The organism is Chryseobacterium proteolyticum (assembly GCF_046591535.1).
Taxonomy (GTDB): Bacteria; Bacteroidota; Bacteroidia; order Flavobacteriales; family Weeksellaceae; genus Chryseobacterium; species Chryseobacterium proteolyticum.
Window position 1 is genome coordinate 330,311 of sequence record NZ_JBJLWK010000002.1, and the last position, 22,431, is coordinate 352,741.

At 35.4% G+C, this 22,431-nt stretch carries 19 protein-coding genes and 2 pseudogenes; 10 read left to right on the forward strand and 11 right to left on the reverse strand.

Annotated features, from left to right (window positions below):
* The first annotated feature begins 6 nt into the window (after positions 1 to 6).
* The 4 genes from ACJ5H0_RS07420 to ACJ5H0_RS07435 all read left to right on the forward strand — a co-directional run bounded on the left by ACJ5H0_RS07420 (position 7) and on the right by ACJ5H0_RS07435 (position 4,234).
* Entirely contained in the window at positions 7 to 1,650 is a 1,644-nt protein-coding gene (locus ACJ5H0_RS07420) for a PspC domain-containing protein (protein ID WP_411248491.1), read from the forward strand.
* Positions 1,651 to 2,033: 383 nt separating this feature from the next.
* Positions 2,034 to 2,630, forward strand: coding sequence for a 1-acyl-sn-glycerol-3-phosphate acyltransferase (locus ACJ5H0_RS07425; RefSeq protein WP_411248493.1), 597 nt, complete (start codon positions 2,034 to 2,036; stop codon positions 2,628 to 2,630).
* Positions 2,631 to 2,645: 15 nt separating this feature from the next.
* Positions 2,646 to 3,074, forward strand: a complete 429-nt coding sequence (locus ACJ5H0_RS07430; protein ID WP_172279531.1) for a PaaI family thioesterase — start codon at positions 2,646 to 2,648, stop codon at positions 3,072 to 3,074.
* Between the two features lie 185 nt (positions 3,075 to 3,259).
* The gene (locus ACJ5H0_RS07435; protein WP_411248496.1) at positions 3,260 to 4,234 is read left to right on the forward strand and encodes a chorismate-binding protein; all 975 of its coding nucleotides are present in this window, start codon (positions 3,260 to 3,262) and stop codon (positions 4,232 to 4,234) included.
* Positions 4,235 to 5,051: 817 nt separating this feature from the next.
* On the opposite strand, the gene ACJ5H0_RS07440 is transcribed toward ACJ5H0_RS07435, so the two are convergent.
* From ACJ5H0_RS07440 to ACJ5H0_RS07490, 11 genes and pseudogenes are all read right to left on the reverse strand, one after another.
* Positions 5,052 to 5,246, reverse strand: coding sequence for a hypothetical protein (locus ACJ5H0_RS07440; protein WP_172279535.1), 195 nt, complete (start codon positions 5,244 to 5,246; stop codon positions 5,052 to 5,054).
* A 5-nt stretch (positions 5,247 to 5,251) separates the two neighbouring features.
* Positions 5,252 to 5,854, reverse strand: coding sequence for a MarC family protein (locus tag ACJ5H0_RS07445; RefSeq protein WP_172279537.1), 603 nt, complete (start codon positions 5,852 to 5,854; stop codon positions 5,252 to 5,254).
* 43 nt (positions 5,855 to 5,897) lie between these two features.
* Entirely contained in the window at positions 5,898 to 7,631 is a 1,734-nt protein-coding gene (locus ACJ5H0_RS07450; protein WP_411248498.1) for a BatD family protein, read from the reverse strand.
* Positions 7,631 to 8,380, reverse strand: a complete 750-nt coding sequence (locus ACJ5H0_RS07455; RefSeq protein WP_411248500.1) for a tetratricopeptide repeat protein — start codon at positions 8,378 to 8,380, stop codon at positions 7,631 to 7,633. The genes ACJ5H0_RS07450 and ACJ5H0_RS07455 overlap by 1 nt, the downstream gene beginning before the upstream one ends.
* A 96-nt stretch (positions 8,381 to 8,476) precedes the next feature.
* Positions 8,477 to 9,486: pseudogene (locus tag ACJ5H0_RS07460) on the reverse strand (vWA domain-containing protein).
* On the reverse strand, positions 9,486 to 10,478 hold the full coding sequence (locus ACJ5H0_RS07465; protein WP_172279543.1) for a VWA domain-containing protein: 993 nt from the start codon (positions 10,476 to 10,478) through the stop codon (positions 9,486 to 9,488). The pseudogene ACJ5H0_RS07460 and the gene ACJ5H0_RS07465 overlap by 1 nt, the downstream one beginning before the upstream one ends.
* Complete coding sequence (locus tag ACJ5H0_RS07470; RefSeq protein ID WP_411248502.1) at positions 10,471 to 11,367, reverse strand: BatD family protein; 897 nt, start codon at positions 11,365 to 11,367, stop codon at positions 10,471 to 10,473. The genes ACJ5H0_RS07465 and ACJ5H0_RS07470 overlap by 8 nt, the downstream gene beginning before the upstream one ends.
* Positions 11,368 to 11,405: 38 nt before the next feature.
* Positions 11,406 to 12,269, reverse strand: a complete 864-nt coding sequence (locus ACJ5H0_RS07475) for a DUF58 domain-containing protein (RefSeq protein ID WP_411248504.1) — start codon at positions 12,267 to 12,269, stop codon at positions 11,406 to 11,408.
* A 57-nt stretch (positions 12,270 to 12,326) separates the two neighbouring features.
* A complete protein-coding gene (locus tag ACJ5H0_RS07480; RefSeq protein WP_411248506.1) occupies positions 12,327 to 12,818 on the reverse strand; it encodes a GNAT family N-acetyltransferase in 492 nt (163 codons plus the stop codon).
* A 5-nt stretch (positions 12,819 to 12,823) separates the two neighbouring features.
* Positions 12,824 to 13,828 carry an AAA family ATPase gene (locus ACJ5H0_RS07485; RefSeq protein ID WP_172279551.1) on the reverse strand — a complete coding sequence of 335 codons (1,005 nt, stop codon included), beginning with the start codon at positions 13,826 to 13,828 and terminating at the stop codon, positions 12,824 to 12,826.
* A gap of 236 nt (positions 13,829 to 14,064) precedes the next feature.
* The gene (locus tag ACJ5H0_RS07490; RefSeq protein ID WP_411248508.1) at positions 14,065 to 15,234 is read right to left on the reverse strand and encodes a hypothetical protein; all 1,170 of its coding nucleotides are present in this window, start codon (positions 15,232 to 15,234) and stop codon (positions 14,065 to 14,067) included.
* Between the two features lie 319 nt (positions 15,235 to 15,553).
* Here ACJ5H0_RS07490 and ACJ5H0_RS07495 point away from each other — a divergent pair, with 319 nt between their 5' ends.
* The 6 genes and pseudogenes from ACJ5H0_RS07495 to ACJ5H0_RS07520 all read left to right on the forward strand — a co-directional run bounded on the left by ACJ5H0_RS07495 (position 15,554) and on the right by ACJ5H0_RS07520 (position 22,382).
* Positions 15,554 to 16,816, forward strand: coding sequence for a peptide-N-glycosidase F-related protein (locus tag ACJ5H0_RS07495; RefSeq protein WP_411248510.1), 1,263 nt, complete (start codon positions 15,554 to 15,556; stop codon positions 16,814 to 16,816).
* 180 nt (positions 16,817 to 16,996) lie between these two features.
* The gene (locus ACJ5H0_RS07500; protein WP_172279557.1) at positions 16,997 to 17,467 is read left to right on the forward strand and encodes a DinB family protein; all 471 of its coding nucleotides are present in this window, start codon (positions 16,997 to 16,999) and stop codon (positions 17,465 to 17,467) included.
* Between the two features lies 1 nt (position 17,468).
* Positions 17,469 to 18,227: a 23S rRNA (guanosine(2251)-2'-O)-methyltransferase RlmB gene (gene rlmB, locus ACJ5H0_RS07505; protein WP_172279559.1), complete on the forward strand. Its 759-nt coding sequence runs from the start codon at positions 17,469 to 17,471 to the stop codon at positions 18,225 to 18,227.
* A gap of 40 nt (positions 18,228 to 18,267) precedes the next feature.
* Positions 18,268 to 18,477, forward strand: a complete 210-nt coding sequence (locus tag ACJ5H0_RS07510) for a hypothetical protein (RefSeq protein ID WP_411248515.1) — start codon at positions 18,268 to 18,270, stop codon at positions 18,475 to 18,477.
* Positions 18,478 to 18,511: 34 nt separating this feature from the next.
* Entirely contained in the window at positions 18,512 to 19,558 is a 1,047-nt protein-coding gene (locus ACJ5H0_RS07515) for a DUF6263 family protein (RefSeq protein WP_345992581.1), read from the forward strand.
* 279 nt (positions 19,559 to 19,837) lie between these two features.
* Positions 19,838 to 22,382: pseudogene (locus ACJ5H0_RS07520) on the forward strand (YfhO family protein).
* The last annotated feature ends 49 nt before the right edge of the window (positions 22,383 to 22,431 follow it).

Below are 22,431 nucleotides of genomic sequence, written 5' to 3' on the forward strand. Positions count from 1 at the left end.
AAAGCTATGAACAAGACACTCTCAATAGGACTCGCAGGTTTTTCTTTTACAATAGAGGAACACGCATACATAAAGCTAAGCGATTACCTTAATGCCCTAAGAAGCTCTCTGGATGCTTCAGAAGCAGATGAGGTAATGCATGACATAGAAATAAGAATGGTTGAAATCTTCAGAGATTCATTAGGAAAAAGAGAAGTTATCAACGATACTGATGTAGAAGGAGTAATTGCACAAATCGGAACACCGGAAAAAATCGAAGAACAGGAAGAAGCATATTATTCAGAGAAAAACTCTAAAAGAACAAGCCACTCAGGTGCAGAATATTCAGACAAAAGACAATTATTCCGTGATCCTGAAAGACAAAAGATTGCCGGTGTGTGTGCAGGTCTGGCCCATTATGTAGGAATGGATATTACTGCCATGAGAGCAATCTGGCTTGGAGTATTTATCCTGGGTATATTTACAGCTGCTATATCCTCTTCACTTATTGCACTACTTTATATTATTCTGTGGATCGTACTTCCCAAAGCAGAAACCGCTGCAGATTTTTTGAAAATGAAGGGAAAGCCTATGAACTTCGACAATCTTAAAAATGAATCGAATAAGCTGGTACAATTTGCCAACGAATCTACTCAGAGAGTCGGAGAAATATACATCGAAAACAAACCTTACATTAATAATGCAGGAAGCGGGATATGGAACGTAGTGAGATATGTTCTCGGAGGAATCTTCGCACTGATCTCTTTTTCTTGTCTGATCGGAGTATTTGTAGTCTTCGGATTTATGGGAACTAATGATTTCCCTCCTATTAACGAAATGAATTTCTATTTCGACAATGACGGAATGAAGTATACCATTATGGCCATGATCATTTTAGGAAGTTTAATTCCTGCCCTGTTATTTGCCTTATTAAGTATCAAATTAATTTCGCCTAAAACAAAATTAAGAAATACGGGTTGGGTTTTGGGAGCATTATTCCTTGGATTGATCGCATTATCTACTTATTTCGGAGTGAGCATGGCAAGAAAGGACATGTTTCTAAAAGGCCACAAAGAAGACACCGAAGAGGTATCTATCAATACGACATCAGACAGTGTTTATGTAGATATGAAGCAAATCGTTATTCCACAAAACTTCCTGGGATATGATGATGACCTTTATTCAGATAAAGTAAACGTTTTCCAAAAAGACTGGATCCACGTTGACGTAACAAGAAAAGCGGATATAAAAACACCTTATTTAATCATTAAAAAAGAAGCAAAGGGATATAATATTCCATTAAATGTGAGTGTTCCTGTAGAAGTAATAAATAATAAGGTAATACTGCCTAATTATATTAAATATCCATACGAACATCGTTTCAGAGATTATAATGTAGATTATGAACTTGTGGTTCCACAGAATGTAGTGGTACTTCCAATCAAAAAAGACGGAATTAATTTCGACGGGGACCTGAACGGTGACGGAATAGATGACGATGATGAAAATTCTGATGATGATCAGGCAAATATCAGAATCGAGAAAAATAAGATCTCCGTTAATGGTTCTACTATAGAGTACAACTCCAATGATAAGGATAGCATCATTATCAACGGAAAAAAAAGTTCCAAACTCAAAAGCAGAAAAGATAATGGATTCCGTAAAATCTGACATCAAGAAAAAAGGTAAAGTAGACATCCAGATCAAGGATGGAAAAGACGAAATTTCCATAAAAACCAAATAATAAACTGCAGAGAGTGGCAGAAGGTGTGAATGGAAGACAACAGTTTGAAATTCACACTCTTCTTCTCTCAAAAGTGACAAAAAATATTATTTATTAGTTCTTTATGTTAAAAAATTGTCATACCTTCGTATAGTTATTTAATTCATAACCAAATCAATTAAAAAAACCTCAACCATGGTACAAGTAGCATTAGAAATTATAATGAAAATCGTAGATTTAATCAGCGGTTTATTTTAAGAGCGATAATATTTCAATATATTTGTAAAGTATAACCTTTTGGTTATACTTTTTCTGTTTTAATACGAAATCTATGAAAAAACTAATCGGCAAAATAATGTTGAAACTGATGGGTTGGAAAGTCGTGCTTCAGGGCGACGTCAACAGCCTTAACAGGTGTATTCTTGTAGTGGCACCTCATACCCATAACATGGAATACATTTTAGGAAATTTTGCTTATTGGTCTTTGGAAAAGCCATTGAAGATAATCATTAAAGATGCTCATACCAAAGGATGGTATGGCGGAATCGTGAAAGGTCTGGGAGGAATTGGTATCGACAGAAGTCAGAAAAATGATCTTGTTAATTTTGTTGCCAAGCAATTTGCAAAGGAAGATTTCAGTTTGGTTATTACTCCCGAGGGAACCAGAAGTTGGGTTCCGAAATGGAGAAAAGGTTTTTACCATATGGCTTTAGCTGCAAAAGTTCCTATTGTTCTGGCTGCCGGGGATTTTAAAAGGAAGATTATTTATCTCGGATATACGATCCCTTATGAAAGAATTGCTTCGGCTCCTTTTTCAGAAATTATGGATGAGATCCAGAATTATTATATAAAAAATGATATTGTCCCGAAAGTTCCTGCCAACTGGAATCCCAATATCATGGGAGCAGAAAATGGAGCACAATCATAAAATAATTACCGCTATATGAAAGATATGACCAAAGAGGAGTTATTGAACTTTCTTAACAACTGGGGTGAAGAAACCTTAGCAAAAGCACTTGAAATAAAATTTATCGATATTGATCAGGAAAACGAAGTCCTTACGGCAACAATGCCGGTTTTACCCAGAGTACATCAGCCATTTGGAATTCTCCACGGCGGAGCAAGTTGTGTATTAGCGGAAACGTTGGGTTCAAGCCTGTCCAATATTTTTATCGATGGTGAGAAATACTATGGTGTCGGTACCAACATCAACTCCAACCACTTAAGAAGCAAAAAAGATGGAATTATTACCGGTACGGCACGTTTCATAAGAAAAGGAAAAACAATGCATGTTTCTGAAATTGAGATCCGTGACGAAAAAGGACAACTGATCAACCACACCACAATGACCAATAACATCATCAACCGGTAATTTCATTACCAATAAAAAAACAAAGGCTCAAGTATATTTGAGTCTTTTTTATGATATAGCGCAAGAATTTCAAAAAACAATCCAATTGATTTTGACGTTTCTAAGACTAACAATACCTTTGCATAACGGAAAAGCAGCTTAGCATTTTTATTTTTTCTAGGCATTTTTCTAAAAGCAGCAGAATCATGATTTACTTCAAATTTCCTTTTAACGAAAAGCTATATACCACCAATAAAGAATCTTTAAAGAATTCAGTAACCGTTTATCCATTTCATAACTCAGGTCATCTCCGTTTTATTGGTGATATCATCGAAGTCAAAGCAGAAGATTTTCATAATCGTACAATCACAGAATTTTCTTTACCCAGCGATCCCGATGGTTATACTGGCGAAACTAAAGACGAGTATCTGGATAAACTGGACAAAGTCATTAAAGTAATCAGAGAAAACCATCTCCCAAAAATTGTTCTTTCGAGAAGAAAAATTATTAAAAACTTTTCTGAAATCAATGTAAAGGAAAGTTTTAAAAATCTATGCAATGCTTATCCCAATGCTTTCAGATATGTTTTTGTGAATGGAGAGAATTCCTGGATGGGAGCTTTTTCAGAGGTATTAGGAAAGTTTGATAAAACTACCCATACTTTTGAAACGATGAGCCTGGCAGGCACACTACCGGTGTCTGAAACCTGGTCCGAAAAAGAAATTGAGGAACAAAAACCGGTTTCAAACTATATTCAGGATATTTTTGAGAAGTATGCCATATTGGGTCATATAGAAAGATCTGCAACATATGATCATATTTCAGGAAATATTAAACATCTCAGAACGGATTTTAAAGCAAAGATCAAACCTGAAGATGTAGACCATATCATTAAAGAGCTGCATCCTACTCCTGCCGTTTGTGGAATCCCTAAAGACTTCTGCAGGGAAAAGATCGAAGAATATGAAAAATTCCCCCGTGAATTTTATGCCGGGTATATCAAAATCGAGACTGAAGAAACCATACAGTATTTTGTGAATTTAAGATGTGCAAAACTTTATAGTAACTCAGTGCATTTATTTGTAGGGGGTGGAATTACGGCACAAAGCAATCCTGAAAAAGAATGGCAGGAAACAGAATTAAAATCTGAAGCTGTTTTAAAAAATCTGATGATTTCTTAAATCCGAACCTTCACACAAATAAGAATATGGCGCTCTTTGTTGTTGCTTATAACAAGAACAACAGTTCGTATAAAACCAAGACGAAAGCCACCCTATCCTGAAGGCTACTACCAGATACTTTTCTTTAGGACCTACCCATAAATCCTATGTTGATCAAGGGTTAAAAACGAATACATTAAGTAATCGCTTACTAAGAGATCAAAAGTTTTTGAAAATTAAATAAATTATTGTGTAATTGCTAGGTTAAATTAAAAACTAATATTCAATTATATGATTTATTGGAAATTTTCCTAATAAAACATCTACAAACAACAATATAAACATTTGATAATCAACAAATAAAATACGATTCATTTATTTTTTTGTAATTTTGCATAAAACAAATGAATGAAAAAATCTATCTATTATCATAGGAGGAAGATCCCTGATGCTCTTATTTCATTAATACCTTTCCTCACTTTCGCAAATTTTACTAAAATTCAAAAAATGTAGTTCAAACTATATCCATAACTGATTGAACTAACATATGTACTTAAGATAAGGCTTTGCTATTATCCTGAGATCTGATGTGACTAATAAAACAAAAAAAAAAACAAAATGATGTTAAAAAGAAGTAATAAAATTACAAAAGCTATTGTATTTCTAATGATCGTATTATTAGCTGGTTATGCAATACAGTATTCACCTTTAATTTTAAAGCCCATATTTACTTTAGTAAATCAGGAAAAATAAGCTTCAGCACAATCCATAAAATATAGGAAATAAAAAACCACTTTCGAATTTTATTGAAAGTGGTTTTTATATTATTTAAAAAAGATTATTTCTTTACTCCTATCTTACTCCAGGTATTCAATACGAAAAGTAAAATGAGTCCGATCACCGCGGAAGCAATTGAAAAAACAAACTTCAGGTTATCTTCAGACAAAACTTCTGACTGCCAGTCCAACGCGTAAAGATTAATTGCGATGAAAACGATAAATAGTATTAAAAATACTTTATAAAACTTCTGCATAATTCTTAAAAATTAAAATAGTTTTGCACCAATTGGGCAAAGTTAGCGGTAAATAATTTAATTGAAATAGCTAAAAGGATAATACCGAAAACTTTCTGTAGAACAGCTAATGTAGCTTCTCCCATTTTCTTCTCCAGCCACTTAGCTGATTTCAGCACCAAATATACGAAAATTGTATTGAGAATTATTCCACAGATAATATTAATATCATGAAATTCAGCTCTCAAGGATAAAGTCGTCGTTAATGTTCCTGCTCCTGCAACAAGAGGAAAAGCGATAGGAACAATAGATGCTGACTTGGCCTCCGTTGTTTTATTGATTTCAATTCCCAGAATCATTTCTATAGCAATAATGAAAATGACAAATGCCCCGGCAATGGCAAAGGAGTTAACATCCACTCCAATGAATTTGAGGATTTTATTTCCTACAAATAAAAAAACCATCATGATAATCCCTGCTGTAATTGATGCCCTTCCCGCTTCAATCTGTCCGAATTTCTGTTGAAGACTTACAACAATAGGAACCGACCCGATAATATCAATAACAGCAAAAAGAACCATAAAACAGGTTAGAACTTCTTTCAAAGAAAACTGATCAAAAATTTCCATCTTTCGTATTTAATAATTTCGCAAAAATATGAAAAATAAATAACTATTTGCTAATCTTTGAATACAAATTAACAATAGCGATCAACAGCTCATCCATTCCTTCTGATGATTTCACAGGAGAGAACTTTTCTATCTGGATCTTTTGTGATAAAGTTCTGTATTCTTCAGCAACAGCCACCCCTTTATAGCTTTCAAGGAAACTCACAAAATCTTTTGAAGAGCCCTGGAAATACTCTTTCCTTACTTCTGCATCCAGTTCATCAACCGTCTGAAAGAATTTCTGGTAGTCTTCACTGTCTTTAAGATTTTCCAGATAACTGAAATAATCATTAACATCAGTTTTAAGCCTTTGTCGTATCTCCTTTTCTGTTTCCGCTACAGATCCCAGAGGTTTTACAGCTACAGTTTCTTTAATCAATTTACGCTTTTTTTGCCAAGTCTTGAATAACAGATATAGAACAAACAAAGTAAGAAGAATAGCAATGTTCGTTAAAAGAATGTTCCAGTGAAACTTATTCTTTTCTTTAACTTTAAACGTTGTCGTCTTAAGAACTGGTGTATTTACCGTTTCTAAAAGACTGTTTGTGTACTCATTTACTCTTTCAACCGTAGATCGGGCTTCCATGATCTGGTCATGGGAGAAAGCGTTTACCGATAATGTTTCCTGTCCCAGGTCTACATATTCTTTACTTGTCGGATTAAAGAATGCAAACTGTTCCGTTTTAATTGAAATGGGTCCTGCTTTCTTAGGAATAACAACATAATTTGCCAGAATTTCACCTTTAATCCCTGCTAATCCGGGAACTACCTTAGTTGTAATCTTAGGCTTAAAAACTTCATAGTCCGGAGATTCCGCAATCGTAGGTAAACTCATATCCGTTAAATTCCCTTCTCCTGAAACCTTTATGATCACATTCAACGGTTTTTTAACTTCAACTTTTTCTTTAGTTGCATTAAAAACACTCACGTTAAAGTTTCCTACTGCATTTTTAAAGCATTCCGGTGAACCTTCAGGCAATCTTTTTACATTAAGTTTTACTTTATTGGAAAGTATTTTATTTTTATTGGCATAGCTGCTTAATGAGGCTGAAACAGAAGGAACTTCCACATATCCTGCTTCATTAGGGAATATCATAAACATGGCTAAAACCTGTGAAGCCATATTTCCATAGTCAGAAGGATCAATTTCAGATCTGTTGAAATTAATTGCGTGAACATTGATGTTTCCCTGGTTGGGAAGACGAATATTTTTTACCCTTCTGAAATTATCAATATTTCTGGAATAAACCTTTAATACAGCAATGGTGGGCTGATCCTGATATACTTCCCTGTCTTCAATTTCCATATTAAGATATACGTCATTTGAAGCGCTGGCTACGGACTTTTTCTCCACATCCCTTACAAAAATATCGAACGGTTCGGTTTTATAGATTTTATTGTTGATGGTAACCAGTACGGAACCGATTTTTACTTTCCCTTTTTGTTTAGGCTCCAAAGCTACCCGGGTCACGTATTGTGTAATAACCGTATTGGTTTCGGGATCCATATAGCCACTGCTAACAGATCCGCTCCCCACCATATTGAATTTGGATAAGTCGGGTAAACGCAGTGGAGTCTGCTGGTTATATTCACTCCCGTTCAATTCAAGAACGATGGTTAGATTTACAATATCCTTGCTGCTATAATCCGTTTTATCAGGAGTTACGGAAATATTAACCTGTCCGTAAGAAATTACGGAAGTCAATAGAAATATTATGTAAATCAGTTTATGTTGCATCACCAATCTTTCTCGTTGCTTTCGGGCATCGAATAAGAATCTTTATTTAAAATTCTTCTGGCGGTTTCTTTTTCTTTTTCGCTTACTTTATTTAATATTGCGTTTTCAAGATTTTTGGGCATTTTGCCTTCATTATTCTTCTTCTGGTCAGGGTTATTTCCCTGCTGGCTTTCTCCCTTATTTTGCTGGCCTTTACCTTGGTCTTGCTTTTGATCTTTTGGATTACCTTTCTGATCATCATTTTGTTGTTGGTCTTTGCCGCCACCGCCTTTTCCAGATTTATTCTGTTGATTCTTCTTTTCCTGGCTTTCTTTTTCCTTCAACTTCGCAATTTCATAATTTTTTCGAGTAGCTTCGTTATAGGGGTCCTGTTTTAAGGATTGCTTATACAATTCTGCTGCCTTATCCGGCTGGTTTGTCTGCATATAAGTGTTCCCTAAATTATAAAGAGCCGCTGCTTTATCCGGCAAGGTTTGAGAGAGCTTTTGTGCTTTTTCAAATTCAACCCTTGCCTCTTCATATTTTTTACTTTTATACAACGCATTGCCTAAATTATAATGGGCCGTAAAATCTTTATCATTGGATTTTATAGCCTCCATGTATTTAGAAGATGCTCCATCATAATTTTTACCGTTGAATTTCTGATTGCCCTCATACACCAATGTTCTGTAATTTTCCTGAGCAAACAGGGAATTTGATGTGAGAAAAGCAATTATAAACGATAAAAAAATGATTTTAGTATTCATCATATGCAAAATTATTCCTTTATATGTTAATAAACAGGCTTTTATTTGTTAAAATTCGGTTAAAGTATCTTTTAAAAATACTGGAAAAAATGGAGAAAATTAAACATTAAAATCTCTCTTTGGATTAAAAATGTAAATTAAGAAAAAAAACAATATAGATACCCCTAAAAAGTACTGATAGTAGTGATTGGCGTTTTGCGATTTCACAAGGGTTTCTGATGATGACATTTTTTTTATTCAGCGCATCAATAATCCTGTCCGGAGCTTCATTAACGTTATTTCCGTCAATATATGATCCACCGGTAGATTCAGCCATTTTTTTCAAAGCGCCGGTCTGTCTTTTTGAAATAACAGTTTCTCCGGTCCTGTCGGATTTATATCCCATCAATTGTCCGAAAACATATTCCGGAACAGGAGCTCCTTCGTCGGATCCGATCCCCACGGATGTTACCATAATCCCTTCCTTATTGGCAAGCTTTATCGCAGCGTTATCATTTCCTTCGTTGTCTTCCCCGTCACTTAGTAAAACAATCTTACGGGCTCCCTTACTTACATTTTTAAACTTATTCACGGCTGCCTGCATGGCTTTCAGGAAATCCGTTCCCTGGATTTGCATAGAACTCGTTTCAATAGCGTTAATATAGGTTTCAGCAGAAGTATAATCTGTGGTCAGAGGCATAATGGAAGTAGCTTCGCCTGCAAAAATTACAATCCCCACTTTATCGCTTCTCATTTTTTGCATGGTATTGATCATGAGGTTTTTTGCTTCAGTCAAGCGGTTAGGATTAATGTCTTCCGCATTCATCGAATTGGAAACATCCAAAACAAAAATGACATTATTCAATTTCTGATTGGTCTTGATTTCCTCAGAACCATTTAATAAATCGATGATCGCAAAGATTAAAAATAATGTTCCTAATAGGTACAGCGTCGGGAAAATCTTTGTAAAGCCTGATTTTTTTTTCGAAAAGCTCCTCATGAAACTTATTGTCTGCAAAGATGATTTTCCTTTTATTCTTCCATTTAAGATAGCGAACCAATAAAAATCCGAGCAGCGGCAAAAGCAACAGCAACAACAAAAACCAATAATTTCCTAAATACCAATCCATCAGCTCAAAAATTTATAAAACACCCATCTTAACAATGCATCCATAACAAGCATTCCCAAAGCGATCCAAAGAAATATTTTAAAATACTCCTGGTAATTATACAGTTTGGAAACCTTTACATCAGATTTTTCCAATTGGTTGATTTCATCATATACTTCTTCAAGACTGCTGTTTGATGTAGCCCTGAAATATTTTCCTCCCGTAGTCTGAGCAATTTCCCTTAAAACAGGTTCATCTATCTTCACCTCAGTTTCGGTAAATACAAGATCTCCGAAAATATCGGTTTGAGTAGGCATCAGTGCATATCCATTCGTTCCAATTCCTATACAATAGACCTTAATGTTATTATTCTTAGCCAGTTCGGCACCAACTTGTGTAGGCATAGCATTTTCGATCGTATTCACACCATCTGTCATAAGAATAATAATCTTACTCTTTGCCTTACTGTTTTTTAAGTGATTCACCGCTACGGAAAGCCCTTCACCGATAGCAGTTCCGGGTTGAAGCTCCAATGGATTGAGATTTTTCAATTCATCAATGACCACCTGATGATCAGAAGTTACAGGAACTTTAGTAAATGCCTCTCCCGAATAGGTAACCAGCCCTAATCTGTCATTAGGTCTTTTTTCAACAAATTTTACAGCAATATCTTTCAGTGCCGTTAGACGATCGGGAGTCAAATCTTTAGCAAGCATACTTAAAGACACATCTACGGACATCATAATATCAATTCCCTTTGTATCATCTCTATCCTGTGAAATCGTAAAGGTCCTTGGCCTTGCCATCGCAATAATAAGTGCCGAAAGTATGATATATTTTGAAATCTTAAGTAAAAAAAGCACAGCAAGAATACCACCGCTGTTATCCATATTTTTTACAGTAGGTACTTTTATACCTTTTTTCTTCTGTTTGCTCACATCCCTGAATAAAAGGGGAATAAACAACAGAAAAAGCAGCAAAAACCACGGACTATAAAACTCGAAATTAAACATCCTTTCTTAAGTTTTCAAATTCAAGATCTTTGGAAGATCTTTTTACAAATTCTCTGATATCTGCAAGATCCCTTTCCATGGTCTTCTGATCGGGGAATGTTTTAGCAAATTTCACCAGATCTCCTCTGAAAAATACCTCTTCCACTATCTTTTCATTTTCCAGAGATATGGTATTATTCTGTTTCATAAGATTCACCAGATCATCCGTAAGTAATACATCAGCTGGTAAATGATATTGTTTGGTAATAAACTTCCTGGAAATATCAATAAGTTCTACATAAAAAGAACGGTAATTGCCTTCTTCGATATATTTTTTCTTTTTAAGCGAATCCAGCTCTTTCAACGTTTGGTTTGTTGCTACAACCGGCTCACTTTTTGACTTCCTGCCCCATTTAAGGTACATAATAATCGCAATAATCAATGCAATTAATGCCAAAGCAGCCAGTATATACCATTTATAGAGCTCCCAGTAATCCCTGGTTTCCAGTTTTACTTCCTTATTCTTCATGATATCATTAATCTGATCTCCTTTTTGAGCCGTATTAATAACATCTATTTCATAGGGAATGGTCTTTAGGATTTTATCTCCCACTTTAAATTCCAATACCGGAATAGTAAATTTTCCCTCCTCAAAAACCGCAAATTCTATCTTTCTTTCATAAGTATTTGCATTCGTTCGGATGCTATCCTTCACCTCTTCAAAATGAAAAGGCAGGAGCTCATTTTTAGGAGCTGCACCTACCGGCTGATTATTGAGATTATCAATTTTAATCACAAAGTGATTAACCTCTCCCAAAGCCAGTGTCTGTTTTTCGAGGTGCGAAGAAAGTATCTGTGAAAAAGCATTAACACAGATGAGAGAACATAATATAAAAAGTATTTTTTTCAATTTCAATTCAATTTTGGCTGTAAGCCCCTTTAATTCAATTATTTCTTTTGAAAATAATTATACAATAGTTTTGAATAATCCTCACCTGCAGCTACATTCATAAAACTGGCAGAACTATTGGCAAAATCCTCTTCTATGGCTCTTACTTTCTGTTTCTGGGCTTCAGCAAAAGTATATCTCCATCTTGCATTTGAAGTATTGGCCCAAACCTGCTTCCCTGTTTCAGAATCATAAAATAATGCATAGCCCACATCCGGGATCTCGTTATCTTTTTCATCGTAAATCCTCATTCCTAACAACTGGTGTTTTTTAGAGGTCACCCTAAGCATTTTAGAATCATAAGCATCTTCAAAATCAGAAAAAAGAAACACTAACGATTTCCTCTTGAAAATGCCCATCATATATTCCAGAGCTTTATCTATTTTTGAAACTGCAGGAATATAATCTGCGGTTAAAATATTACTGATAATAGAAAGGATATGCTTTCTTCCTTTTTGCGGCGGAATGACTTTGTATACTTTATCGGCAAACAGGATCAGGCCTACCTTATCATTATTTCCGGCCGCTGAGAAACCCAGACTGGCAGCGATTTCCGCCACATATTCTCTCTTTAACTGGATTTTTGTCCCATAATCCATGGAAGCTGAAATATCGACCAAAATCATCATAGTAAGTTCCCGCTCCTCTTCCATCACTTTTACAAAAGGCTCACGGAAACGGGCTGTTTTATTCCAGTCAATTCTTCTGATCTCATCTCCAAACTGATAAGGCCGGACTTCTGAGAAGGTCATCCCCTGCCCTTTAAAAGCACTGTGATATTGTCCCATCAAAGTAGCCTCCGTCTTCTTTCGGGTACGGATCTCTATTTGTTTTACTTTTTTTACAATATCTTTTATCTGCATACAATACTAGAAAATTTAACGTTCAAGGCCTGGAAGAAAATATAAAATTTTCAGCATTTAATTTTTAACTTCCTGTTCCTTATTCCATCTTCCGTCTTTGAAATCAATCGAGACATTCAGCCACTCATTATCAAATTTAGGATGGTATTTTTTATAGAAATTAATGGCAGGCTCATTCCAATACAATACCTGAAACATCATTCCACTGTAATTATTGGATTTTCCAAATTCCACGGTTGCATCAAATAATTTTTTACCGATCTGTTTACCTCTCATCCTTTCTGTAACCACAAGATCTTCCAGATACAACCTTCTTCCCTTCCATGTTGAATATCTGTTATAATATAAGGATATTCCGACAATTTCAGCATTTACCTCTGCTACAAAAGCTCCCCAAACAGGTGCATCTCCAAATCCGGCATCAATAAATTCTTCCAGAGTTACCGTAACTTCATGCAAAGCCTTTTCATATTCGGCAAGTTCCCTGATCAGCTCCAACATAGGAACACAATCTTCAAGGACAGCCTTTCTGATCACAACATCATTCATAAATATTAAGGTGCCTGGATTTTTGCTAAGATCCTGTTAACAATTTCTTCCGATGATATCTCTTCTGCTTCTGCTTCGAATGTTAAACCAATTCTATGTCTTAAAACATCTTTGGCCAATTCTTTTACATCTTCAGGAATCACAAAAGCCCTTCCTTTCAGAAAAGCATATGCTCTGGAAGCAATTGCTAAGTTAATGGAAGCCCTTGGAGAGGCTCCGAAGCTAATATAGTTTTTAAGATCCGCAAGACCGTAATTTTCAGGATAACGGGTGGCAAAAACCATATCAAGAATATATTTTTCGATTTTTTCATCCAGATAAATCTGGTTGATCAGTTCTTTAGCATCTACGATATCCTGCAGTGAAATGACAGGCTGAACAGATGGTTGGTGAGAGGTGGAAACCATTCTCATCACCTTTCTTTCATCTTCAAATTCAGGATAATCAATTTTACATTTCAGCATAAAACGGTCGCTCTGCGCTTCAGGTAATAAATAAGTTCCCTCCTGGTCAATAGGATTCTGGGTAGCCAATACCAAAAACGGCTTCGGAAGCTTCATCGTTTCATCTCCTATCGTCACCTGTTTCTCCTGCATTACCTCCAAAAGAGCAGACTGCACCTTGGCCGGAGCTCGGTTGATCTCATCCGCAAGCACAAAGTTGGCGAATACCGGACCTTTTTTTATAGAAAAGTCATTGTCTTTGATATTAAAAATCATGGTTCCTACCACATCCGCCGGAAGCAGATCCGGAGTAAACTGAATCCTTGAAAAATCACCATGAACGGCATCAGCCAAAGTTTTTATCGCTAAAGTTTTAGCCAATCCAGGAACACCTTCCAACAAAACATGCCCATTTCCTAAAAGACCCACCAAAAGCCGGTCTATCATGTATCCCTGTCCAATAATAACTTTATTGATTTCCTGTCTCAGAAGCGTAAACAAATAATTCTTTTCCTTTACTTTCTCCGTGAGCTGGCGAATATCTTCTGCCTGGTATGTATCTGACATAGCTTAATTTAAAATAGTTGGTAAATTTCTAATAAATACTTGCATTAATCAACATAATGAATGCCATTTTTGAGTTAAAGTTTGTTAAATATTTTCGGGATTTAACGGGACATTCAGAATAATTGCAAACGATGTTTACTTTACATAAAAAGAATTAAAACAAATAACGAAAAATAATCATCAATACAAGCTTACAAATTCTGATCTAATTCATTGCCAAAGAATATCTTTATGTGCTAAAGTTTGGTAATCGTAATGGTAAAAATATCTTCAGGTGCATCTATCGTTTCTTCATAAGATCCTATGTTTATATAATAATCTGTTCCTGCGACTGTGGGGATCGTAATTGTTTCTGCAGTACCACCACCTCCATTATCAACTGTATTTACGCAAACAAGATTATTGCAGTTTCCATTATAAACTCCAATCTGAGGGTCGAAAGTACTACCCGAAGGCATTGTTGCCTTAATTGTATACTGACTTCCATCTCCTATAAACTTAAACCAGGTTCCATCATTCATTGCATCAGAACATACATTTATATTACCAGCATTGTTAGTTGCAGATACAGCGTCATTCTGTGTATAGGTATAAGGAAAAGAAGAAGCCAATAAAGCACCAGAACAGGCATCGTTTACTGGTATCGGAGGAACTGTTTTAAAAGCTATATCAGTACAAGCAGATGAGTTTACACCGGCCGAAACAGAGGTCACTCTTAAATAATAATTTACACCTGGATTAAGCGGTATTGATGGAGAAAAATCAGTAGTCGTTACCACTTGTTGATTAATAACATCCACACCTCCAGGAGTAGTCCCTATTGACACTCTATAAGAATCTGCTCCGGAAACAGGAAACCATTTAATAGCCGGAGACAAAGGAATGGATTGGGCATTATTTATCGGATATACAACAAAAGGGCAAGCAGGCGTAGTACTGGATGTTAATCCTAAAATTGTTATTGCCGATTTGTAATTTGCTCTTATTCCTCCTGGTGGAGATACAGGGTCTATAACCATCTGGTCCCCTTTATAATAAAGGGTTGAGTTTGGAATATGGTCATAAACATGAAAAACTTCATCAAAATTATTAATGTCAATACTCTGAGAATTCTCTTTTGCAGCAATAACTAAATTATCAACATTATTATAAGCAAATGGTGTAGTAAAAGAGATTTCAACCTTACCATTATTATTAGTTACAGTACCTGCGAAAACCTGAGTTAGCTGTGAAGCAGGAATCCAATCCGTACCAGATATGAATGCAGTTTTTGTCGTATGCCCCAGATAGACGGTCCAGTTCGAAGAATCTCCAATAGTTGCTGACGAGTCTAAATAAAAAGCAAGCCCTGTGATGTTACCTGCAGAATTGGCATTTATTTCCTGTTTAGGGTAAAGCTGCTGCACATACGAATAAGAAAAAAAAACTACTTATTGGTGCAGTTCCCACATTGGTACTTCCTATATTTAAATTTATCTGAGCATTAAACAGCAACACTGCCAATAACAAAGGGAAAAGTAAAATTTTCTTCATATTTAATAAAGTTAATCTGGTATTTATTGCTAATTTAACATTAAAGTTTTAATTTTTCCAATAAATGTGATTATTTAACCTTACATCTTAATATATTTGTAGTAAACACCAATCATATGCACAAAAAACTATTTTTTTTTAAGCCTACTTTTTGCGGGTCTTCTTAAATCACAAACAACAACGGTAACCAATGTGATTTCACAGGCCGTTTATTATGATGGTTATGCTACACCTGTATCCAATCCTGTACCTACCGGACTTATAAGACTATCCAATACCCGATACGCTAGAAAGCTTACGGATACCGAGCTTAATTCTTTTAAGGCCAAAATTGCAATGCGCGTAACCATAGGTGCTTTATGCGACAACTATGATCGTTTGGGAAGTGTTTATTTAGCCATGGTTCCTAAAAATCAGCCGACCTATACGGTAAATGACACCAACGTAAAAAGAATTGAAGTGGGAAGATATATTACTCCGTTCATGAATAAAAACCGTTCTCCTCTGGAAGTTCCTTACACTTACGATTTAAGTAATATGTACAGTGTATTTCATGACGATTCTCTGCGCAACATGTACGATATGTATATGGAACTGGATGTATTTGGAGTTCCTTATGCAGCTCAAACCCAGGTTGCAGGGTGCGCAGGTAGAATTGATGTTTTCTCAGGCACATTGACTTTTTTCTCAACAAATACAGGAGCTACTCCTTCTGATTACAATAGTCTGGTACCACTATTGACATATAGCAGACTTAATAACTACAACAGCACCGATGTGGTTGGTGAAACGGTTAGGTTGGTCAATTTTAATCTGCCAGCTCCAATTAGTGATGCACGGTTCTTTATAATTTCTACACCTCATGGAGCCAATAGCGGTGGCGAGGAATATGTAAGGAGGCAAAATTATACCTATCTGGATAATGTACAAATGCTCACTTACACTCCGGGGGGAATTTCATGTGAACCTTACAGAGTATATAATACACAAGGCAACGGAATCTATGGCTCTACTCCTAAAACTTTTGCCGACTGGACTTCTTGGAACAACTGGTGTCCGGGCAATTCAGTTCCTGTAAGAGGGTTTACAGTTCCAAATATAACTGCAGGAAATCATACGCTTAAACATAGCATTCCCACAGCCGTTTTCAATCAGCAGCAAGGAGATGTGTATCTTTCCGTGTACGTTCAGGGAAAAAGCAACACCACTTTAAACATTAATGATGTAAAAACAACAGACGTAACCATTTACCCAAACCCTACAGCTGATTTCGTTATTATAAAATCAGTATCTGGAGTGAGTTCAGTAAAAGTTTTCAGTATTGATGGTAAAAAGGTATCAGAAGCTTACGAAGAAAATAAGATCAATCTCTCCGGGCTTATATCCGGGGCTTATTTCTTACATATCACTTTGAAAGATGGAACAGCCTTTACCCATAAGATTGTCAAAAGATAAAAAGATAAAAACAAAAAATAAAATCCTCCTTTATTCATTTTAAAGGAGGATTTTTTCTAAAGTAGAAAATAATAAACTCCATATTCAATAGGTTTTAAAAACTTTTGCTTTAATCCTCCGACCAAAAAATTGTCATTTCCAGTTTATTAAACTATTTTTGGAGATTAAAATTTTTGTAAAATGAATTATCATTTTCAGGCTCACAGACAGGTAAGAAGAAATCTTTTGGATATACTGCAAAACACCTCTCATGAAGATCTTTTGCTGATTCCGGACGGTTTCAACAATAATATGTATTGGAATATTGCACATACCGTTGCTACCCAGCAGCTTTTGCATTATTATCTGAGTGGCAACCCTTTCAGGATTGATAAATACTGGATTGAAACATATAAAAAAGGAACGCTGCCCAACCTGAACGTTCAAAAGTCGGAAGTTGAAGATTTAGAGTTTCTATTAACTGAAACTTCAAAGATTTTAATGAAGGATTATGACAGTGATTTCTTTTCGGATTATACTCCTTATACCACAAGTTTTGGAATGGATCTGAAGAGCATTCAAGATGCAATTATTTTTAATAATATGCATGAAAGCCTGCATTATGGTTACCTTTTGGCACAAAAAAGAGCAATTTTAGGAGAAAAATATTAAAATGACAGATAAGAAAGACGATTTTATTTTCGGACTGCGTCCGGTAATTGAAGCTATTGAAGCGGGAAAAACTATTGACAAAATCTTTTTGCAGAATGCATTGCAAGGTCCTATTTATGCTGAACTGAAAACAATTTTAGCTCAAAATAAAATACGTCCCAATTACGTTCCAATTGAAAAGCTTAACCGCTTTACAAGAAAAAACCACCAGGGTGTTGTCGCTTTTATTTCAGATGTTCCGTTCCATAAAGTAGAAGACATAGTACCCCAATTATTTGAAGAGGGAAAAACTCCTTTTCTGTTAATCCTGGATCGATTAACTGATGTAAGAAATTTTGGTGCTATATGCAGAACAGCAGAATGCGTAGGAATTGACGCTGTGATCATTCCGGAAAAAGGTGCATCCCCTATTAATTCTGATGCCATTAAAACTTCAGCAGGTGCTATTTATAATGTGAAAATTTGTAAAGAGGCCAATCTTGCTCATACTGTAGACTTTCTTCAGCAAAGCGGAATTGCTGTATATTCAGCAACAGAAAAGGCACAAAAGCTAATCTATGATGTAAGCTTTACAGAGCCTTGTGCTATTGTAATGGGTAACGAGGAAACTGGAATTTCTAAAGAAGTATTACACCATTCCGATGAAAAAATAAAATTACCTATAGAAGGAAAAACCCAATCTTTAAATGTTTCTGTTGCCTGTGGTGCGATTTTATATGAAGCGGTAAGACAGAAAATGGCTGTCTCTCCAAATCTTTAATCCATGAAAACAATTCCGGGAACAACGTACAGATAATCTAATGCGAGGGAAACAATTTGTCGGCAATATTCCTGAAAAGATTTACCGTAAAAACTATGAAAATCTTTTTTCAGAATATATTACCGGTCCGTTAAATATAAAGCAAATGATAGTTGGCACGAACTCTGCTGACTTATTAACCGGCTATAACGAAAAATGGATGATAATATCTATACCAGGAGTAACTGTAAGGATATTGCAGACAAAATAAATAAAAACAGTAGTAAAAAATTAAAATAAATTAAATGAAAAACATAGCAGCAATAGCGCTAATATCCATAGCATTGGTTTCGTGTAAAAAGGAAACAACAAAAATTACAAAAGTAGATCCCAAAACAGGAAAGACCGTTACAGTGGAAGTTCCGGCTGATTCACTTGCAAAAGTTGCAGAAAATGCTGCAATTAAAGATTCTGCAGGAATTTATACCCAGACTTTTAAACTTGAAAAAGGAAAAACCTATCCTTTAACAACATATCAGAGGGATGTAAAAACAATGACAGATCCTCAGGGGAAAACATTGAACGGAACAAGTGAATCCACAGATGAGATGAGTTTTACTGTAAATGACGTTAAAAACAATATTTACGACATTACACTTAATCTTATTTCCAAAAGAAATTCTCAGACTGCAGAAGGAAAAACTATTGTAGTAGATACTAAACAGCCTATTCCTAAAGAAGATGACCTTAAAATGATCTGGAACATCAACAGGGCATTGACAAGCAATAAACTGAACATGAAAATGGATACAAAAGGAAATGTAATTTCCATTACCGGTTTTGAACCAGTTTATACAAAAGTTTCCAATGCAGTAGGTACTATCGTAAAGGATGCCAATCAGAAAGCTAGTGTTGTAGCAAGTCTGAAGGAAAGTTTTAACGAAAAAGTATTGAAAGACCAGTTCAGCAAAAACCTTACAATTATACCTAAAAAGGGTGTTAAAATAGGTGAAAAATGGACCAATACTGAAAATGCTGATCCTAACGGTAAGATTAAAGTGACTTCAAATTATGTATTAAAAAGTGTTGGAAATGGGGTTGCTGAGATTGGAGTAACAGGTGGAATTCCTAAAAAGACCGATAAACAGGCCCAGGGAGCAATGACTCACAGCATCAGCAGTGAGCTGGTACAGAACGGTACTATAAAGTTTGATGAAAATACAGGATGGATCAACAACCAGAATATTACAGTAAAAACAACGCAGATAGAAACCATTTCGGATGGAAAACAATCTCAATCCATGAAAAGCGTTTCCAATTCTTCTGTAATGGTAAATCCATCTGCTAAATAATTGAGGCTTATAAAATAAAAAAATATGAAGTGGATTCTTGAGCTAGTACTTACAGCTATTATTCTTTTCTTTGTCTGGAATATCCTTAGAAGGCTTTTTTTTTAAGACTTTTTACAGTTACCGTTTCAACAATAACAATAATAAACAGCAGCAGGATATACAAAACTCAAAAAAGAATGCAAAGATCAATTGGGACGCAGAAACTGTGGACTACGAGGAAGTAAAAGAAACGAAGGATAAAAGGTAAAAATTCCAAGAAAATAAAAGATAATAACCAGCATGGCGAAAAATAAAAACTTAATTTATATTGCAATTTCATTAGTTGTATTTATAGTTTTAGCATTTTTATATTCCACTCCTGTTTTTACGGGAAAGCAACTTTTCCAGCATGACATTGTTCAGTACCGGGGAGGAGCAAAAGAACTTCTTGATTACAGAGATAATAATGATAAAGAAACTTACTGGAGTGATTCCATGTTTGGGGGAATGCCTACCTACCAGATGGGTAGCCAGTTTAAGGGGGATATCATAAAAAAAATAGACAGTAATCTGAATTTTCTGCCAAGACCTGTTAATTATCTTTTTTTACTTTTTGCAGGATTTTTCCTTTTGGGAATGGTGGTGGTGAGAAACTGGAAGTACGCTCTGCTGGGGGCTACTTTTTTTTGGTCTCTCAACTTATTTTTATATTATCATTGCAGCAGGACATAATGGTAAAGTAAATACGATTGAGTATTTTGCGCCTCTTTTAGCAGGTATATTACTGGTGTACATCAGAAAAAAGTATATTACCGGATTTATCGTAACCACCCTGTTTATGGGACTTCAGATTGCTGCCAACCATCCACAGATGACCTACTATCTGTTCCTTGCATTAGGATTCCTCTTTATATCTGAATTGGTACGGGTTATCAAAAAGAAAACCCCGATGAAGCACTTTATTGTTTCTTCGGCTATTATAGCAGTATCATGTATCATCGGTGTGGGAATGAATTCGCAAAGGATCATGGCCAATTCCGAGTATATTAAAGAAACTGTACGCGGTAAACAAATCTTAAATACAGAAAATCATACTGCCGGAAAATCCGGAATGGATAAAGAAAGTATGCTAATGTGGAGCTACGGAAGACTGGAAACACTGAACCTTTTTATTCCAAGATTAATGGGTGGTGGAAGCCAGGAACCTGAAGCTAAAGAGATAATGAACCACATTCAGGAGATGATTCAGGAAAATGTTTCCTCTCAGGCAGAAATGGACAGAATTTCCAAAGGATTTGCAAGTGTTACGTACTGGGGTGACCAACCCGGAACTTCGGGACCTGCCTATCAGGGAGCTATTGTTTGTTTTTTAGCTATTTTAGGATTCTTTTTTGCCGGAAAAAAATACCGCTACTGGATTTTAGGGGCTTCTATACTGACTATTCTGCTTGCATGGGGAAGCAACTTTATGCCATTGTCGGACTTCTTTATAGACTACGTTCCGTTTTACAATAAATTCAGAGCACCATCTTCCATTCTTGTTATTGTTGAGCTCTTATTCCCGTTAATTGCAATTATTGGTTTGTATAAATTCTTTACAGACGAAAAATTGACAGAAGAATATAAAAAGAAAATTCTTTTTTATGTGAGTGGCGGGACATTAGGTTTGCTATTAATTCTTTTAATTTTTGGAAAGAGCATTCTTGGCTTTGCTACGGACAATGAAAAATTATATTTCCCTCCTTTCCTATTAGATTATCTGGTAGATGAAAGATTCAAATTATTTAAAGTTGATGCATTAAAAGCATTTATCTATGTAGCAATAGCTGCTTTGGCTTTATTCCTAACGATGAAGAAAAAGCTAAATCAGAATATCGCATTGGTCATTATAGGTGTTGTAAGCTTATTTGACCTATGGACTGTAAACAAACGCTATCTGAATGACGACAATTATGTAGATAAAGTATTTGCAGAAAATCCTTTTCAGACGGAAAGCTCGGATCTTCTTGCTGAAAAAGTACAGGCAAATCCAAATCTTGGTTCTATTCTGGCCAATGTGAATGTCAACAAAACATTGGAAACCATTGCTGAAAAAGACAAAACACACTACAGGATTTTCAATAATATTCTTGGAACTTTCAGTGAAACGAATACTTCTTATTTCAAATCTTCAATTGGTGGTTATCATGCGGTAAAACTAAGAAGATATGATGATGTGATCAATGAATATTTCCAGATTATGGATTCTGTAAAAGTTCCTAATATGCTCAACCTTTTAAATGCAAAATACTGGGTTGTAGGGGGACCGGAAAAACCTCAGGTCATTCCTAATACAAAAGCTAATGGAAATGCATGGTTCGTATCAGAAGTTAAAGTGGCCAATACTCCGAACGAAGAACTAAAGCTGATCGGAGAGGTTGACACCAAAAAAATTGCAATTGTAGGAAAAGAAGATGGTAAACCTTTTTTAGAAAGAGATAAATTTATCCTACCCGATTCTACAGCATTTATTAATCTAACCAAATATCAGCCTAACGAATTAGAGTTTAAATCTAAATCTAAAACACCACAATTGGCGGTATTCTCAGAAATTTACTATCCTCACGGATGGAAAATGTTTATCGACGAAAAAGAAGTCCCTTATATCAAGGCAGATTATCTTCTTCGTGCGGTTCAGGTTCCTGCAGGGGAACATCATATCCGAATGGTCTTTGAACCTGAAGTGATCGAAAAAGGAAAATGGATTTCTTTATTTTGCTTCGGATTATTTATCGCATTAAGTGCCTTTGGGATTTTCTGGATGAATAAAAAGAAGAAGGAAGCCTTAACCGAGGAAAAAGTTTAAATTATTTTTATACCCGGTCATCTTAATTGCTGGTTAAAAACATATTAAG

Bases quoted from the DNA above. Each gene is read 5' to 3' on its own strand.
- ACJ5H0_RS07475 (WP_411248504.1), bottom strand. From the start codon at position 12,269: ATGCAGATAAAAGATATTGTAAAAAAAGTAAAACAAATAGAGATCCGT.
- ACJ5H0_RS07480 (WP_411248506.1), bottom strand. From the start codon at position 12,818: ATGAATGATGTTGTGATCAGAAAGGCTGTCCTTGAAGATTGTGTTCCT.
- ACJ5H0_RS07455 (WP_411248500.1), bottom strand. From the start codon at position 8,380: ATGATGAATACTAAAATCATTTTTTTATCGTTTATAATTGCTTTTCTC.
- ACJ5H0_RS07445 (WP_172279537.1), bottom strand. From the start codon at position 5,854: ATGGAAATTTTTGATCAGTTTTCTTTGAAAGAAGTTCTAACCTGTTTT.
- ACJ5H0_RS07485 (WP_172279551.1), bottom strand. From the start codon at position 13,828: ATGTCAGATACATACCAGGCAGAAGATATTCGCCAGCTCACGGAGAAA.
- ACJ5H0_RS07465 (WP_172279543.1), bottom strand. From the start codon at position 10,478: ATGTTTAATTTCGAGTTTTATAGTCCGTGGTTTTTGCTGCTTTTTCTG.
- rlmB (WP_172279559.1), top strand. From the start codon at position 17,469: ATGACAGATAAGAAAGACGATTTTATTTTCGGACTGCGTCCGGTAATT.
- ACJ5H0_RS07440 (WP_172279535.1), bottom strand. From the start codon at position 5,246: ATGCAGAAGTTTTATAAAGTATTTTTAATACTATTTATCGTTTTCATC.
- ACJ5H0_RS07450 (WP_411248498.1), bottom strand. From the start codon at position 7,631: ATGCAACATAAACTGATTTACATAATATTTCTATTGACTTCCGTAATT.
- ACJ5H0_RS07425 (WP_411248493.1), top strand. From the start codon at position 2,034: ATGAAAAAACTAATCGGCAAAATAATGTTGAAACTGATGGGTTGGAAA.
- ACJ5H0_RS07420 (WP_411248491.1), top strand. From the start codon at position 7: ATGAACAAGACACTCTCAATAGGACTCGCAGGTTTTTCTTTTACAATA.
- ACJ5H0_RS07515 (WP_345992581.1), top strand. From the start codon at position 18,512: ATGAAAAACATAGCAGCAATAGCGCTAATATCCATAGCATTGGTTTCG.
- ACJ5H0_RS07430 (WP_172279531.1), top strand. From the start codon at position 2,646: ATGAAAGATATGACCAAAGAGGAGTTATTGAACTTTCTTAACAACTGG.
- ACJ5H0_RS07435 (WP_411248496.1), top strand. From the start codon at position 3,260: ATGATTTACTTCAAATTTCCTTTTAACGAAAAGCTATATACCACCAAT.
- ACJ5H0_RS07510 (WP_411248515.1), top strand. From the start codon at position 18,268: ATGCGAGGGAAACAATTTGTCGGCAATATTCCTGAAAAGATTTACCGT.
- ACJ5H0_RS07500 (WP_172279557.1), top strand. From the start codon at position 16,997: ATGAATTATCATTTTCAGGCTCACAGACAGGTAAGAAGAAATCTTTTG.